This window comes from Bradyrhizobium sp. CFUWI (assembly GCF_056429085.1).
Window position 1 is genome coordinate 19222 of record NZ_JBWJZE010000013.1, and the last position, 15722, is coordinate 34943.

16 protein-coding genes are annotated in these 15722 nt (G+C 65.0%); 5 read left to right on the plus strand and 11 right to left on the minus strand.

Annotated features, from left to right (window positions below):
• Positions 1–37: 37 nt before the first annotated feature.
• The 10 genes from AC066S_RS25835 to AC066S_RS25880 form a co-directional block, all read right to left on the minus strand.
• Positions 38–814: a helix-turn-helix transcriptional regulator gene (locus AC066S_RS25835; protein WP_478270948.1), complete on the minus strand. Its 777-nt coding sequence runs from the start codon at positions 812–814 to the stop codon at positions 38–40.
• Between the two features lie 237 nt (positions 815–1051).
• Positions 1052–2257, minus strand: a complete 1206-nt coding sequence (locus AC066S_RS25840; protein ID WP_478270949.1) for an LLM class flavin-dependent oxidoreductase — start codon at positions 2255–2257, stop codon at positions 1052–1054.
• Between the two features lie 121 nt (positions 2258–2378).
• Positions 2379–2975, minus strand: a complete 597-nt coding sequence (locus AC066S_RS25845) for a DUF2478 domain-containing protein (RefSeq protein ID WP_478270950.1) — start codon at positions 2973–2975, stop codon at positions 2379–2381.
• Between the two features lie 5 nt (positions 2976–2980).
• Entirely contained in the window at positions 2981–3697 is a 717-nt protein-coding gene (locus AC066S_RS25850) for a NapC/NirT family cytochrome c (RefSeq protein ID WP_478270951.1), read from the minus strand.
• A 7-nt stretch (positions 3698–3704) separates the two neighbouring features.
• The gene (locus tag AC066S_RS25855) at positions 3705–4172 is read right to left on the minus strand and encodes a nitrate reductase cytochrome c-type subunit (RefSeq protein ID WP_126258864.1); all 468 of its coding nucleotides are present in this window, start codon (positions 4170–4172) and stop codon (positions 3705–3707) included.
• Entirely contained in the window at positions 4169–5113 is a 945-nt protein-coding gene (gene napH / locus AC066S_RS25860) for a quinol dehydrogenase ferredoxin subunit NapH (protein WP_478270952.1), read from the minus strand. Before napH ends, AC066S_RS25855 begins: the two co-directional genes overlap by 4 nt.
• Positions 5110–5874, minus strand: a complete 765-nt coding sequence (gene napG / locus AC066S_RS25865; RefSeq protein ID WP_478270953.1) for a ferredoxin-type protein NapG — start codon at positions 5872–5874, stop codon at positions 5110–5112. The genes napH and napG overlap by 4 nt, the downstream gene beginning before the upstream one ends.
• A 19-nt stretch (positions 5875–5893) precedes the next feature.
• The gene (napA, locus tag AC066S_RS25870) at positions 5894–8443 is read right to left on the minus strand and encodes a nitrate reductase catalytic subunit NapA (protein ID WP_478270954.1); all 2550 of its coding nucleotides are present in this window, start codon (positions 8441–8443) and stop codon (positions 5894–5896) included.
• Between the two features lie 26 nt (positions 8444–8469).
• Positions 8470–8805: a chaperone NapD gene (locus AC066S_RS25875; protein ID WP_164718755.1), complete on the minus strand. Its 336-nt coding sequence runs from the start codon at positions 8803–8805 to the stop codon at positions 8470–8472.
• On the minus strand, positions 8798–9145 hold the full coding sequence (locus AC066S_RS25880) for a 4Fe-4S dicluster domain-containing protein (RefSeq protein ID WP_164718754.1): 348 nt from the start codon (positions 9143–9145) through the stop codon (positions 8798–8800). Before AC066S_RS25880 ends, AC066S_RS25875 begins: the two co-directional genes overlap by 8 nt.
• Positions 9146–9547: 402 nt before the next feature.
• Between AC066S_RS25880 and AC066S_RS25885 the strand changes: the two genes are divergently transcribed.
• Together AC066S_RS25885 and AC066S_RS25890 are read left to right on the plus strand one after the other, a co-directional pair.
• Positions 9548–10663: an ATP-dependent DNA helicase gene (locus AC066S_RS25885; protein WP_126258858.1), complete on the plus strand. Its 1116-nt coding sequence runs from the start codon at positions 9548–9550 to the stop codon at positions 10661–10663.
• Positions 10664–10867: 204 nt separating this feature from the next.
• Positions 10868–12250: a twin-arginine translocation signal domain-containing protein gene (locus AC066S_RS25890; RefSeq protein WP_478270955.1), complete on the plus strand. Its 1383-nt coding sequence runs from the start codon at positions 10868–10870 to the stop codon at positions 12248–12250.
• A 22-nt stretch (positions 12251–12272) separates the two neighbouring features.
• Here the strand turns inward: AC066S_RS25890 and AC066S_RS25895 are convergent, their stop codons facing one another.
• Positions 12273–13958, minus strand: coding sequence for a tetratricopeptide repeat protein (locus tag AC066S_RS25895; RefSeq protein WP_478270956.1), 1686 nt, complete (start codon positions 13956–13958; stop codon positions 12273–12275).
• Positions 13959–14221: 263 nt separating this feature from the next.
• Here AC066S_RS25895 and msrA point away from each other — a divergent pair, with 263 nt between their 5' ends.
• The 3 genes from msrA to AC066S_RS25910 all read left to right on the plus strand — a co-directional run bounded on the left by msrA (position 14222) and on the right by AC066S_RS25910 (position 15645).
• Positions 14222–14926 (plus strand): peptide-methionine (S)-S-oxide reductase MsrA, encoded by a 705-nt coding sequence (gene msrA / locus AC066S_RS25900; RefSeq protein WP_126258857.1) that lies wholly within the window; start codon positions 14222–14224, stop codon positions 14924–14926.
• A 30-nt stretch (positions 14927–14956) separates the two neighbouring features.
• Positions 14957–15376, plus strand: a complete 420-nt coding sequence (gene msrB, locus AC066S_RS25905; protein WP_135170798.1) for a peptide-methionine (R)-S-oxide reductase MsrB — start codon at positions 14957–14959, stop codon at positions 15374–15376.
• Between the two features lie 107 nt (positions 15377–15483).
• On the plus strand, positions 15484–15645 hold the full coding sequence (locus AC066S_RS25910; RefSeq protein ID WP_126258855.1) for a DUF3309 family protein: 162 nt from the start codon (positions 15484–15486) through the stop codon (positions 15643–15645).
• The last annotated feature ends 77 nt before the right edge of the window (positions 15646–15722 follow it).

Sequence of the window (15722 nt, forward strand, 5' to 3'; positions counted from 1 at the left end):
TCAACTTCAATAGCTCGTCCCGCGACGCGCATTGGCCTCAGTTCAGGCTGCGCGTCAGCAGCTGCAGCACGATTGCAAACAATTCGCTCTGCGAGGAGATGCCGAGCCGCTGATAGGCGCGCTTGCGATAGGTCAGCGTCGAATGCAGGCTGATGCCGAGCGCCTGCGAGATCGCTTCCGAGCCGAAGCCCGCGAGGATGCGCCGGCAGACCTCCTGCTCGCGCGGCGTTAGGCCGGCGAGCGGCGCGCGGGTCGCAAACAATGCGGCGAGAGACTGCTCGGGCGCCGCCTTCTCCTGAAAATGGCGGGCGACGCTCGCGCCGATCGCCGGTGCGATCGCCTGAAGCCGTTCGCGCTGCGGAGCAGCGAAGCGGCCCTGGGCTGCGATGCGATAGAAGTTGACGTAGAAGCAGGTGTCGCCGGCCCAGATCGCGGTGGCGCATTTGTCGACGATGCCGGAATCGTGGAAGAAGATCTTTCGGTAGCGCGTCCCGTACATGCGCGGCGCGAACGCGGGCAACATAATCGGTCCACCGCCCTCGCCTGCGAACAGCGCATCGCGATTGGGGTCGGATTCGTGGAACTGGCCGGCATAGGCGGCGCCGAGATCACCGCCGATCGGAATGTTGCCGGCGTCGAGCAGGCAGTGTGCGGCACCCGCGCGATTCAGCGCGAACACCATGCAATGGCCGACACCGGCGTGGCGGCGCAGCGTGTCGATCAGGATGTCCGGGAAGTCGGGGCGACCGATGGCGAGCACTGCAGGCGTGACGTCGCCAGCCGCTTGGTTTCCGGGCATCCCGTTGGGCCGCATCGCTTCCTCCGTCAGACGCTGTTTTACGGAAGGATAGCAGCAACGATAATGCGCCGAAAGTCGGTGGCGCCTGCATCTGCCGCTTCTAGGTCCCGGCTCTGCGCAGCAGCGCTGCGCGCTGCAGCGCGTCCGGGACACGAGATCGGGTGTGTCGATCGGCAGTCTCGTGCCCCGGACGCAGCGCAGCACCTTAGTGATGCGCTGCTGAGCCGGGGCCCATGCCGGATGCAGAGCTCCCTACCCCGCCGCCGCCTTCACTGGGGCCACATTGATGGCGAGCTTGCCGTAGCGGTCGGTGAAGGCCTGGGTGTCGATCTCTTCCAGCTCGATCTCACCGCTCATCACGCCTCGTTTCCATTCGGCCTGCGCCGGATCGTTCTGGAACTCCGGCATCACCTCGCGGCCGAACAGCTCGAGCGATTCGCAGATATGCTCATGGCTGTTCTTGCCGGCCTGGTTGAGCAGGATGACCTGGTCGATGTGCGAGGACTGGAAGCGTTTCAGTTTCCTGCGGATCGTCTCCGGCGAGCCGATCAGGCCGCCGCGCAACGCCGCCTCCTGCGCCTCGGGATTGTCGCGCTTCCACTTGTTGTACTCGTCCCACATGTTGACGGTGTAGGGCGCGGGACGCTGGCGGTTCTGCGCGGCGCCGTAGAAGCGCAGCGCGAACTGGAAGAAGGTGGCACCGTCGGCACGCGCCCGCGCCTCTTCGTCGGTCTTGGCGCACATGAAGAACGAGACCAACGCCATGTTCGGGTTGATCTCGTAGTCGGCGAGCTTGTGCAGCCGCTTGGTCATGGCGTTGTAATAGGCGTGCACCCAGGCGTGCGCGGCGTCGGCGCTGACGAACTGAAAGCCGAGCGCGCCAAAGCCGTGGCGGCCGGCGCGCTCGATGGTCGGCAGCTGCGAGCAGGCCATCCACAGCGGCGGATGCGGCTTCTGCACCGGCTTGGGCACGACGTTGCGCAGGGGGATGTCGAAATACTTGCCGTGATGCTCGCTGCCAGCGTCCTTGAACATCGGAAAGATCGCGGCAACCGCCTCCTCGAACACCTCCTTCTTGGTCTCCATGTCGCGGCCGAACGGCGTCAGCTCGGTGATGGACGCACTCTCGCCCATGCCGAACTCGCAGCGGCCGTTCGAGAGCAGATCAAGCACGGCCACGCGCTCGGCGATGCGCGCCGGATGGTTGGTGGTGAGCTGGAGGATGCCGTGGCCGAGCCGGATATTCCTGGTGCGCTGGCTCGCCGCGGCGAGGAAGGATTCCGGCGAGGGCGAGTGGGAATATTCCTCGAGGAAGTGATGCTCGACCACCCAGGCGTGGTCGTAGCCGAGCCTGTCGGCGAGCTCCATCTGCGTCAGCGCGTTCTGATAAAGCCTGAGCTCGTCACCGGCCACCCAGGGCCGCGGCAATTGCAGCTCGTAGAAGATGCCGAACTTCATGGCGTCGCTCTCCCGCTACTGTCTTGTTGTTGCGGGCATTGTATTGAGCGAGGCGATCCTGTCCACCACGCCGTCAATTCCACGGCGTGGAAGAACAGGGATCGCGAGCCCGAGCGCGGCCTCAGATCACGTGCAGATGCTCGGTGCCGAACTTGCGCTGGCCGAGCAGAGCCGCGAGCGCCGCGATCGCATCCTGGTGCGGCTCCGGCGTTGCCGCGACCGTCCTGAAGTATTCGCCGCAGAAATCGGTCCAGGCCTCGATGTTGCTGCGGGGAACGCCGATCACGAGGCTCCTGCCGGACTCGATGCAATGGGCAATCAGGTCGCGCAGGCCGCCGCCTTCCGCCTCGGCTTTGCCGAACTTGTTGAGAAAGACGATCTCGGCGTCGGCGAGCTGGGCTTCGACCAATTGCGCCGCTTCGAGCAGGCGCGGCGTGGAGAGACGGCAGGAGGTCGCGCCCGCGCCGAGATCCTCCGAGATCGAGATCGACCGGCCGGTGGCGAGCTCGTGCAGAACCATGTCGCAGCGTGTGCGTCCCGGCTGGGGCACGTCCTCCTGGATCAGGCCGGCCAGGCTCTTGCCCGAGCGGCGAAGCTCGGCGACGAGACCGGCGACCCACCGGTTCACGGCGGGGCCCGAGTCATAGACCAGGGCAACGCTGAGCGCGGCGGAAGGCCTTGCCGCGCTGTCCGCGGTGTCGCGGGATTGCTGAAGCATGTCCATCACCTCGCCGCCTTCGCCTTGGCGACGTCGGCATCCTGCAGGAAGTCGATCATCCGCTGCATGGGGCTGACCTCGTCGATATGGTCGAGCATGTCGCGATATCCCTCCTGTGCCTTGGGCGGCAGCTTATGCGCGATGCCCTGATGGCAATCGATGCAGGTCTTGCCTTGCGCGAACGCGGTCTGGTGCAGCTTGGAGGCGCGCGGCTCCTGCACCGCATATTCCATGTGGTCGAACTTGTGGCAGTTGCGGCACTCGCGCGAGTCGGTGGTCTTCATGGCGCGCCAGACGTTCTTGGCGAGGTCGATACGGTGCGCGTTGAACTTGTCAGGCGTGTCGATGGTGCCGAGGATCTTGTGCAGCACCTCGTTCGAGGCCTGGATCTTGCGGACCACCTTGTGGCTCCACTCCTTCGGCACGTGGCAGTCAGGGCAGCTGGCGCGGACACCGGTACGGTTGGAATAGTGAACCGTGTTGCGATATTCGAGATAGACGTTCTCCTTCATCTCGTGGCAGGAGATGCAGAACTGCTCGTTGTTCGTCATCTCCATCGCCCAGTTGAAGCCGCCCCAGAACAAGACGCCGCCGGCGAATGCGACGATGACGATCAGCCCCCAGGCATAGCGCGCGGTCGGCGAGAAGAACCACCGCCACAATCGTTTCAGGAGGCCCGGCCGCGCGGCTGCGACGGCGGCAGAAGTGCTGGTGTCCTGCATGTCAGCCTCACTTCGCCTGCGTCGCGTTCTTGAAGATGTTGCCGACCAGCGGCTTCGCATCGGCCTGCGGTACGTGGCATTGCTGGCAGAAATAGCGCGTGCCTGCGACCTTATCGAGCCGCACGCCCTGGCGGTCGACGTAATGCGTCTCGGAGATCTTCGGCGCATTCACGCGCGTGTTGCCGGGCCAGTCGTGGCAGCCCATGCACGCGTTGTTCTCCGTGGTGATCTGGTAGCCGTCGACCTTGTGAGGGATCAGCGGCGGCTGCTGGCGATAGGCGCGCTCGAAGCCGCTCGCCGGCACCGACTGCTTGGTCACCTCGGGCGGCGGCGACATCTCGGTCAACGGAGCTTCGCGCAACGCCTTGTGCTGCCTGGCCTCCTGTGCGAGCGGCCCCGGCGCCGCGAACGGAATGACAAGCGCGACGGTCACGGCCGCCGCCGCAATCAACGGGATCAGTCGAACAAACGTCATGAGAGGTCCCTTTCAAGGACGGCCGGCTGGGAAGAGGCGACACGCGCCATTGGCAATGGCGCGGTCATGGAGGGGTCAGGACGCACCGCATTGCGGCCGCGCAGACCGAGATGGAAGACCTGCTTGGAGCAGACGTCGATACAGGCGCCGCAGACCGTGCAGTCGCCCGCGGTGATCACAGGCGTGGCGCCGCTCCGCTCCCCCCTCAGCGCGGGGCTGATGACGTGCGGCTCCGGACAGACTGCGAAGCAGTCCATGCAGTCGTTGCAGGCGGCCCGGTTGTCGGCGGTGACGCGAAGCAGCGCGACCCTGCCGATCTGGCCGTAGAACGCGCCGACCGGACAGAGATGACCGCACCAGCCGTGCCTGGCGACCAGGAGGTCGAACACGAAGATCGCCGCGGTACCGCCGGCGCCGAACCAGAGGCCGAACACCAGCGCGCGATGCAGCGCCGTCACCGGGTTGATCAGCTCCCAGGCGATCGACCCTGACAGCACTGATGCCGCGAGCACCGCGCCGACGAAATAGAGCCTGAGCTCCGGGCGGATCTTGGCAGTGAAGGTGATGTTAAGCCGCCGCCGCAGCCAGGCGGCGAGATCGGCCGCCGGATTGACGGGGCAGACCCACGAGCAATAGGTCCGGCCGCCGAACAGGAGATAGGCGGCGAGCACGATGGCCGCGCCGATCACCGACAGACCCTCGGGCCAATGGCGCGCCGCGAGCGACTGCAGCAGCACGAAAGGATCGGTCAGAGGCAGCGTGCCGAGGGTCATGGACGAAGCCAGCGTGCCCTTGGCGATCCAGACGCCCAGAAGCGGCCCCGACAGGAACAGCGCGAGGAAGAGCAGCTGGCTGGTCCGGCGCAGCACCAGAAACCGCGAGGCGGCCCAAAGCCCCTTCTGCGCCCGCGCTTCGACATAGGGCCTGACGTTCGCCGTCATGGCGCGCCTCCCTCGGGTCTGCGCACCGGCAGCTTGAGCGGCGCATCGATCAGGGCTCCGCCGGCCTTGCTCTTCTCATCCCAGCCGCGCTTGTAATGTTCGTCCTGCTTCAGCGCCGCGACCTCGATCGGCAGCACCTTGATCGCGGACTCGGTCAGCACGCAGGACTTCTCGCACTTGCCGCAACCGGTGCAGTACTCGGCGTGGACGACGGGCTCAAAGATCGCATGCTTGGTCGTGCGCGTATTGTGCGAGACCTCGAGCGTGATCGCCTTGTCGATGACCGGACAGACCCGATAGCAGACGTCGCAGCGCAGCCCCTGCAGATTGAGGCAGGTCTCGCGGCTGGTGATCACCGCGACGCCCATCTTGGCCTTGGCGATGTCGGTCAGCGCATGCTGGAGGGCACCGGTCGGGCAGGCCTTGACGCAGGGAATGGTGTCGCACATCTCGCAGGGAACATTGCGCGCCTGAAAGAACGGCGTGCCCAGAGCGGGGCCGTCGGCCCAATCCGCAAGCTTCAATGTGTCGTAGGGGCAGTCGCGGACGCAAAGGCCGCAACGGACGCAGGCCGCCAGGAAATCCTTCTCGGGCAGCGCGCCCGGAGGCCGCAGCGCCTGCGCGGGCTTGGCCCGCGAGGACACGCCGAACGCAGTCAGCATCGTTGCGGCGACGGCTGCGCCGCCGCCGAAACGCGTCATATCCTGCAGCGCCTTGCGGCGGCGCGGATCGCGCGGGATGCCTGAACTGGAATCCGACATGGCTCGTCCATCGAGGGGTTTAGGCCGACGTCACGCGGCAGGCGCACTTCTTGAAGTCGGTCTCCTTCGAGATCGGACAGGTCGCATCGAGCGTGAGCTGGTTGGCGAGCTGGCTTTCGTCGAAGAACGGGAAGTAGACGAGGCCGCGCGGCGGCTTGTTGCGGCCCTTGGTCTCGACCCGCGTCACCACCTCGCCGCGGCGGGTCTGGATCTTCACCGGTTGTCCGCGCAGCAGCTTGCGCTCGGCGGCGTCATCCGGATGCATGAATAGCGTCGCGGCCGGCACGGCGCGGTGCAGCTCGGGCACGCGGCGCGTCATCGAGCCGGAATGCCAGTGCTCCAGCACGCGGCCGGTGCACAGCCACAGATCGAACTCCTTGTCGGGCGTTTCGGCCGCCGGCTCGAACGGACAGAAGATGATGCGCGCCTTCTTGTCCGGCTTGCCGTAGAACGACACGCCTTCGCCCGGCTTGACGTAGGGATCATAGCCCTCGCGGAAGCGCCAGAGCGTCTCCTTGTTGTTGACGACCGGCCAGCGCAGGCCGCGCGCCTGGTGATATTGCTCGAAGTCCGCCAAATCGTGGCCGTGGCCGCGGCCGAACTTCGCATATTCCTCGAACAGGCCCTTCTGCACGTAGAAGCCGAACGCCGCGCTCTCGGAATTGTCGAAGCCCTTCTGGCATTCGGTGATCGCAAACCTGTTCACCTCGCCGTTGGCATAGAGCACGTCGAACAGGGTCTTGCCGCGCAGCTCCGGCTTCTTGGCAATCAACTCCTCCGGCCAGACCTCCTCGATCTTGAAGTGCTTGGCGAACTCCATCAGCTGCCAGAGGTCCGAGCGCGCCTCGCCGGGCGCCTTGACCTGCTGGCGCCAGAACTGGGTACGCCGCTCGGCATTGCCATAGGCGCCCTCCTTCTCCATCCACATCGCCGTCGGCAGGATGAGGTCCGCGGCCAGCGTCGTCACGGTCGGATAGGGATCGGAGACGACGACGAAGGCAGCCGGATTGCGATAACCGGGATAGCCCTCCTCGTTCATGTTCGGGGCCGTCTGCATGTTGTTGTTGCACTGGACCCAATAGGCGTTCAGCTTGCCGTCCTTCAGCATCCGGTTCTGCAGCACGGCATGGTAGCCGACGTTGCCGGGGATGGTGCCTTCGGGCACCTGCCACAGCTTCTCGGTCGCTTCGCGATGCTTCGGGTTGGTGACGACCATGTCGGCCGGCAGGCGATGGGAGAACGTGCCGACCTCGCGGGCGGTGCCGCAGGCTGAGGGTTGGCCGGTCAGTGAGAACGGGCCGTTGCCCGGCTCGGAGATCTTACCCGTCAAGAGGTGCACGTTGTAGATCATGTTGTTGACCCACGTGCCGCGTGCGTGCTGGTTGAAGCCCATCGTCCAGTAGGAGATGATCTTCTTCTTGGGATCGGCGTAGAGCCTGGCGAGCCGCTCGAGATTCTCCTTCGGCACGCCGGATGCCTTGTGGGCGTATTCGAGCGTGTAGGGCTCGAGCAGCTTCTTGTATTCCTCGAAGCCGATCTTGTCCTTGAAGCCGGCCGGATCGAGCGCGCCGTCCTTGCCGGCCTTGTGCGAGGCGTTGACCGCCTTCACCTCGAGCGCATGCGTCGGCCGCAAGCCGTAGCCGATGTCGGTCACGGTCGAGGCGAACTCGACGTGCTTCTCGACGAAGTCCTTGTTCATCGCGCCGGAATTGACGATGTAGTTCTGGATGTAGTTGAGGATCGCCATATCGCTCTGCGGCGTGAATACCAGCGGATTGTCGGCGAGCTCGAACGAGCGGTGCTCGAAGGTGGAGAGCACGTGGACTTCGCAGCCCTCATGCGTCAGGCGGCGGTCGGTGAGGCGCGACCACAGGATCGGATGCATCTCCGCCATGTTCGAGCCCCACAGCACGAACGCGTCGGTCTGCTCGATGTCGTCGTAGCAGCCCATCGGCTCGTCGATGCCGAAGGTGCGCATGAAGCCCGCGACCGCCGATGCCATGCAGTGACGCGCGTTCGGATCGAGGTTGTTGCTGCGGAAGCCGGCCTTGAAGAGCTTGGCGGCGGCGTAGCCTTCCCAGATGGTCCACTGTCCTGAGCCGAACATGCCGACGGTCGACGGCCCGCCCGCCTTCAGCGCCGCCTTCCATTTCTCGGCCATGAGCTTGAAGGCATCGTCCCAGGAAATCGGCGCGAACTCGCCGTTCTTATCGAACTTGCCGTTCTTCATGCGCAGCATCGGCTGGGTCAGCCGGTCCTCGCCGTACATGATCTTGGACAGGAAATAGCCCTTGATGCAATTGAGGCCGCGATTGACCGGCGCATCGGGGTCGCCCTGCGTCGCCACGACCTTGCCGTTCTTGGTGCCGACGATCACGCCGCAACCGGTGCCGCAGAAGCGACACACGCCCTTGTCCCAGCGGATGCCGTCGGTCTTGCCCGCCTGCGCGCTCGCCGCTTCCGGCAGCGTCACGCCGATGGTCGAGGCGGCAGCAACCGCCGCAGCCGCCTTCAGCGCGTCGCGGCGCGTCGCCGTGGCTTCATTCCCGTTCGTCAGTTTCGTAACCATCGTCGGTCTCTCCGGCTCAACGAATCTCAGATTGCGGAAGCGCGCGCATGCGCGCCGGAATTCTGGCAGACGCCGCCGCAGCACGCGGCCGGCTCGGTCTCGGCGGCGCTCTCGTCGTCGTGCGTATCGAATGCGTGAAAGATCAGCGAGGCGCTGACGACGCCGGGCAGGCGATGCATGGCGGCGATCTGGTCGATCGCCAGCGAGGCCGACGTATCGATGACGGTCAGCGCAAGCCTGTTGCCGCCGGACGCGGCCTCCAGCTCGACGCCGGGCAGCGCCAGGATCCGCTCGGTCAGATCGCGCTCCGCATCCGGTGCGAGATAGACGGCAACGCCGCAGATATTGGTGGCTTCAGCCATTGTGCACGACCAGGTTTGCAAGTTCGGATACGAGCGCGATGCGGTCCCGCTGCGCGAGCGCGATGGCTTCGACCGGGCAGACCGGGATGCAATCGCCGCAGCCGGTGCAGGCCGCAGCATCGATCACGGCGCCCAGCTTCTCGCGCGCGAGAATGCGGATGGCGGAATGCTCACAGGCTTCGACGCAACGGCGACAGACCACACCATGCCGTTCGACGCAGGCGCTGGTGCTGGAGACGGTCGCCACCTGTTCGGGACGCGTCTCTTCCAGACGCGGCGCATGCGCGTCGCGGCCGGATGCGAAAGGCAGAACGGCAGAAAATAGTGAGCGTCGTGACATTGGCCTCGGCATATCCGAATCCCCGCGGCAGAGCCGTGTTCAGGAATTGTCCAGGAGAATGCGCCCCATCGGGCACATCTCGGTCGACGCCATTGTCACCGCTTCGGACCATAGGTTCCGGCGGTCCAGATCGCATTGCGCTAGATCAAGCAGCCAGGCGGTCACCCGCAAGCGACGATTAACCCGCGCGGCCGTCGTGGCGTGAAATGCGCCAATCGACCAAGGCGTTCACCCGGCCTTCACGTTTGAGCCGACGAAGCCGGCTCACGCGGGTGAGAAATCAGCCGACAGGAGGGGTTGGCGGCCTCGATCTCCGGTGCCGCATCCGCCTTGAATGGACGGGTTGAATGGTTACTTTGGAGGGCTGCGAATCGCCGCGCGTCGCCCTTTCTCAAGACAACAATGCCAACTTTCACTCCGCATCAGGACGCCGCGCTCAAAGCCGTCGGCGACTGGCTCAAAGCAAAACCCGGCCGTAGCGGCACGCCGCAGGTATTCCGCCTGTTCGGCTTCGCCGGGACCGGCAAGACGACGCTGGCCCGGCACATCGCCGACGGCGTCGACGGCGATGTGAAGTTCGCCGCCTTCACCGGCAAGGCCGCCCTCGTCATGCGCAACAAGGGTTGCGACGACGCTTCCACCATCCACTCGCTGATCTACCGCGCCCGCGAATCCGGCGAGGAGCAGCCGAGCTTCGAATTGTGGGACGACGCGCCCGCCTCGAAGGCGAAGCTGATCGTGATCGACGAATGCTCGATGGTCGACGCCGAATTGGGGCGCGACCTGATGTCGTTCGACTGCCCGCTGCTGGTGCTGGGCGATCCCGCGCAGCTGCCGCCGATCCAGGGCGGCGGCTTCTTCACCAACACCTCACCGGATGCAATGCTGACCGAGGTGCACCGCCAGGCGCAGGACGATCCGATCGTGCGGATGTCGATGGACGTGCGCGAAGGCCGCGAGCTCGACATCGGCCGCTATGGCGAGAGCGAGGTGGTCTCGCGCAAGGAGCTCGACCCCGACAGGGTCATGGGCGCCGACCAGGTCCTGGTCGGCCGCAACAACACCCGCCGCGCCTACAACATGCGGGTGCGGCAGCGCCAGAACATCGAGGACGTCTTTCCGGTCGCCGGCGACAAGCTGGTGTGCCTGCGCAACAACCGCAAGAAGGGCCTGTTCAACGGCGGCCTGTGGCGGGTGAAGTCGCGCAACACCTCGCGCTCGAAGTCGCGCATTCTCTCGATGCGGCTGTCGCCGGACGAGGATTTCGGCCACAAGGTGACGAAGGTCTCAGTGCGCGCCGATTGCTTCGAGGGCGGCGTCGAGCAGATCGCCTGGGAGCAGCGCAAGCCCTACGACGAGTTCGACTACGGCTATGTGCTCACCGTGCACAAGTCGCAGGGCTCGCAATGGGACGACGTCGTGCTGTTCGACGAGAGCTTTGCGTTTCAGGAGAGCCGCGCCAGGTGGCTGTACACTGGAATCACGCGGGCGGCGAAGCGGCTGAGTATCGTTGTTTAGAGTTCGCTCCCGTAGGCGGGAAAAGGCGCAACGCGCCGTGCCCACGCTGTCTCTCTGCAAGCAAAGGATCGTGGGCACGCTTCGCTTTGCCCGCCCTGCAGCACTGAGCATCGTGGTGTGAGGCCGTGGTCCACACTGCCCGGATGCATTCACCAAGCGCTAGGCTTTGAGATGTATCACCACGCTGTCGGCAGGAGGACACGCATGGCTGAACGTTTGGGAAGACCCGATTACCTCGATCCGCGCGATGATACCTTCGGCGCGAGCCGTCGCGGGTTTCTGAAGTCGGCAGGCATCGCGGCCGGCACGCTCGCCGCATCGATCGCGGCACCGAGACTTGCGCACTCCGCTCCGCCGCGTGCCGCGCATGCGCGGCCGGACAAGCCGGTGCGGGTCTCGAAGCAACGCCTCAACGCGCTGGCGGCGCAGTTCTATGCCGTGTTCAACGAACACGACGTCCTGCCCAAAGACTTCTCCGGGAAGCATGAAGCGCGCTACGACGTCGAGCTGCGGCGTATCACCACCATGACGCGCGTGCCCGAGACGGGAGAGCGCGTGAAGGTCAGCGCGCTCGTTGCGCTCCCCGTCGGCGCGCGCGGGGCATTGCCGGTGTTGTCCTGGCAACACGGCACGATCCTGTCGTTCGATCAGGTTCCTTCGAACCTGCTGCGACTTGGCGACGAAGGCTACCAGCTTCGCGACAACATTGATTCGCTGGAGACGCTGTTCAACATCCAGCGCTTCGCCGGCAACGGCTATGCCGTCATCGCCGCCGACTACATCGGCAAGGGCCCGCTTCGCAACGGTCGTGGCGAGGCCTATGCGGTGAAAGGCGCCACGGTGCAATGCTGCCTCGACGTGCTCGATGCCGGCCTCCTCGAGTTGAAGACGCTCGGCCTTCGCCAATCCGCGCTGTTTCTGAACGGCTGGTCGCAAGGCGCGCTGAACACGCAATGGCTCAAGCAGGAGATGCAACGGCGCGGTATCAAGGTGACGGCAAGTGCGACCCAGAGCCCGTTCAACAATCTCGCCGAGAGCTTCCATTATTGGGTCAACCCGACCTCCTATATTCCGTCCACCGAGACGTCCTACCCGATGCCGCCGGCCTGGATCACGCCCTGCCTGGTCGTGCTGCTCGGAAGCTATCGCCAGTATTACGGGCTGAGCGATCTGTTCAAGACCGCCATCAAGCCGCAACACCAGGCGTTCGCGGAGAAATACTGGGCCGACTACAGCCTGGCAGGCGACACCGCCAAGACTGTTCCGCCGGCTGCAGACCTCCTGGTGGACGGGTTTTTCGACCGTTTCACCCAGGACACCAACAGCAGGTTGCTGCGCCAGCTCGGCCGCAACGGCGCGACTTTCTGGGACTACGATTCCCCGATCCGGTTTTATTACGGATTGGCCGACGAGGCGCTGCATCCGCGACTGGTCAAGCCGGCGATTGCCGCGGGTGGACGTTTCGCGGCCGGCGTACCGGTTGCCGGTGCAAGCCATCGCGTCACGTTTCTGGCAAGCCTCTATGGCGACGGCACCGTCCTGAACGGGCAATCGACCGCATTCGACTGGTTCAACTCGCTGATGTGAAAGCGCACGGCAACGCCGGCCTTCACTTGTCCGCGACGAAATAGAAGTCTTCCCGTCCCGGCGGCGAGCCGTAGGTGAACGGCTGCTGCCCGTGCTTGGTCGCGGCCCAGACGTCGTCGCGGATGATGTCGAACAGTTTTCTGATCTCGACGCGGGGCTGCTTGATCTCGCGGGCGAGAGCGGTGGCGAACGGGCTGTTGGGGCTGCCGTCGCCGTCCATCGCGGTCTCGCCGTGCTTGGCGGCGTAAACCACCATGAAGCCGGCGCCGGGCTCGATGTTGGAAAAGCCCTTGTCGACCAGCTTCAGCGACAGCGTGCGCTGCATGGTCGGCGCGAACGGATTGTCGCGGCAGGCATCCAGGACCACGAGACGCATTTTTCGCGCGGCACCGACCGCGGCGATGACCTGCTCGAGGGCGACCGCCTGCGTCTCGGCGTCCTTGTCGGCGGCGAGCTTGGCATCGACGGGAACGAGATAGTTCACCCCGCCGATCTCGAAGCCGTGGCCGGCGTAATAGACCACGGCCCAGTCGGCCTTCTCCGCTTCCTCCGCGAAGGCCGTCAACGCGTCAAAGAACTTGTCGCGGGTAAGGTCGTTGACGGAGATCACGGACTGGAAGCCGACCTCGCGCAGCACGCTCGCGATCAGCTTGGAATCGCGCGGCGGATTGGGCAAGGCATGGACGTTCTTGTAGGCGCCGTTGCCGATCACCAGCGCCACGCGGCGGCCGGTGGATGCGCTCCCCGGCGACTGCGGCATGAGCGCGGCGAGCCGCTCCTGCGCGATGGCACGGGCGCGCGCGACCTCGGTGTCGTCGAACTTCGTCAGCGAATAGGCCGCGGCGCGATAGTCGGCGCGGGCTTGCGCCAGATCCTTCCGGCGCTCGTAGATCTGGCCGCGGCCGGAATGGGCGCGGACGTTGTTCGGGTTGATCTGGATCGCCGTGTTGTAGTCCTTCAGGGCGGCGTCGAAGTCGCCCTTCATCATGCTGACGTCGGCGCGATTGTTGATCGCGAACACGTTCTTCGGCTGTTTCTCGATCAGGCGGTTGCAGTCGGCAAAGGCCTGGTCGAATTGTCTCATCATGCCGTAAGTGATGCAGCGGTTGCCGGCGATCTGCGGTGCGGCCGGATCGATCTTCTCGGCCTCCGCAAAATCGGCGAGCGCACCGTCGAAATCCTTCAGCAGCGTGCGCGCGCGGGCACGATTGGTCCAGGCAAGCAGGAATTTCGGCGTGTACTTGATCGACAGGGTGAAATCGTCGATCGCGCTTTGCAGCGCGCCGCGGCGGGCGTGAATGACGCCCCGGTTGTTGTAGGGAACGCCATAGGCCGGGCGCTTCTGGAGCGCGAGGTTGTAGTCCGCCATGGCGAGGTCTTCCTGGCCCTTGCGCTCATAGGCGAGGCCGCGCAGGTTGAGGGCAACGACGTAGTCAGGATCCAGATCGATCGCGATCGACAGGGTCTCGATCGCGTGGTCGTAATCCCGCTTGTTGATCAGCGTGCTGCCGCGCACGGAGAGCGCGATCGCCTTGTCCTTGCCGCCGAGCTGGTCGGCCTTCAGCAGATTGTCGCAGGCGCTCGCGCGGGCCTGGGCCTCGGCCTGGCGGTCACGGCAGATGGCGAGCTCGTCGGCTTGCGGGTCGGCCGCCGCGCTCGACGCGCCGGCGGCCAGGATGACGAGGGTCAGGGAAACGACGCGCAACATGTTGTCAGGCCTGCTCCAGCCAGCAAGTTCTTCGTGAGTCGATGATCGATCGCCCGGGTTCATCTAGCGCGGAGTTCCAGGTCTCGCCAAGGCGCGCGCTCGCCGGGCCGTCCCGTGCGGCTCATTTCACGGACTCGTGTCCGTCGCGTCGTAACAATCGGCGGCAGCGTCCGTACCTCGAATGATGCGAAAAGGCCGCCGGACAACTGTTCGTCCGGCCCTGATCGCCCTAGACTGTCAGACCTTGCGAAAGAGGACACGCCATGCGCCGACCTACCCTCGCTTCCCTGCTCGCCGCAACCGCCGCCCTGACGCTGGCCTTTGCCATGCCGTCCCGGGCAGCGGAGAATGCGGTCGTGATCCCGGCTCCCGCCATGGATGTAGCGCCCGCGAGCGGGATCCAGACCGCCGTCGTCGCCGGCGGCTGCTTCTGGGGCGTGCAAGGCGTCTTCCAGCACACCGCCGGCGTCATCAACGCGGTCTCCGGCTATGCTGGCGGCACCAAGGCGACAGCTGACTACCAGACCGTCTCGAGCGGCCGGACCAGCCACGCCGAGTCCGTCGAGATCAAGTACGACCCGAAGAAGATCTCCTACGGCAAGCTCCTCCAGATCTACTTCTCGGTGGTGCACGACCCGACCCAGCTCAACCGCCAGGGCCCCGATGTCGGCCCGCAATATCGCTCGGCGATCTTCACCATCTCGGACGAGCAGAAGAAGGTGGCGGAGGCCTATATCGCCCAGCTCAACAGCGCCAAGGTGTTCAGCAAGCCAATCGTGACCAAGGTCGGCGCGCTGGAGGCGTTCTACCCGGCGGAGGCCTACCACCAGGACTACCTGACCCTGCACCCGAACCAGCCCTACATCGCCTATAACGACCTGCCCAAGGTCGAGAACCTGAAAAAGCTGTTCGCGGATAATTACATTGAAAAGCCGACGCTGGTGAGTGCCAGCAAGGCCACCAACTGATCGCAAGATCATCTCAAGAACGGGAGACCCATGCCCGACACCAAGACGAAAACCACCGACGACAAGGTCATCAAGAGCGAAGAGCAGTGGCGGCGCGAATTGTCGCCGATGCAGTATGCAGTGTTGCGTGAGAAGGCGACCGAGCGTCCCTTCTCGGGCGAATATGAGCACGACCACCGCGCCGGCACTTATGTCTGCGCCGGCTGCGGCAACGTGCTGTTCTCGTCGGACGCCAAGTTTGATTCCGGCTGCGGCTGGCCGAGCTTCACCCAGCCCGCGGTCGAGAGCCATATCGACGAGGAGCGGGACGTCAGCCACGGCATGATCCGCACCGAGGTGCTCTGCTCGAAATGCAGCGGACATCTCGGCCACGTCTTCCCCGACGGCCCCGGGCCGACCGGCTTGCGCTATTGCATCAATTCCGCGGCGCTGAAGCTGAAGCCCAAATAATCGTCCTGTGCGGTCGAGTTCCTTCATGGAACCCGACCGCACGATGTGCTTTTCTTCTTTGGCGGTGCGGCCGATCATCGCATTTGGCGGCAGCGAGGGAGGAAGCCATGCTCGGGACCATTCTGATCGTCCTGGTGATCATTTATCTGCTCGGGGGCCTGTCCGGCCGCCTGGGCGGTTACGGCTATGGCCTCGGCCATTCCGGCATGGGGATCGGCGGCGTCGTGCTGGTGGTGCTGGTCGTCCTGCTGCTTCTGGGCAAGCTGTAAACCATTCAACATATTGAAATTATTATACTTATTGCAGCTGCGGGGCTGCCATGCGCGGATTCATCATCTCTCATCGC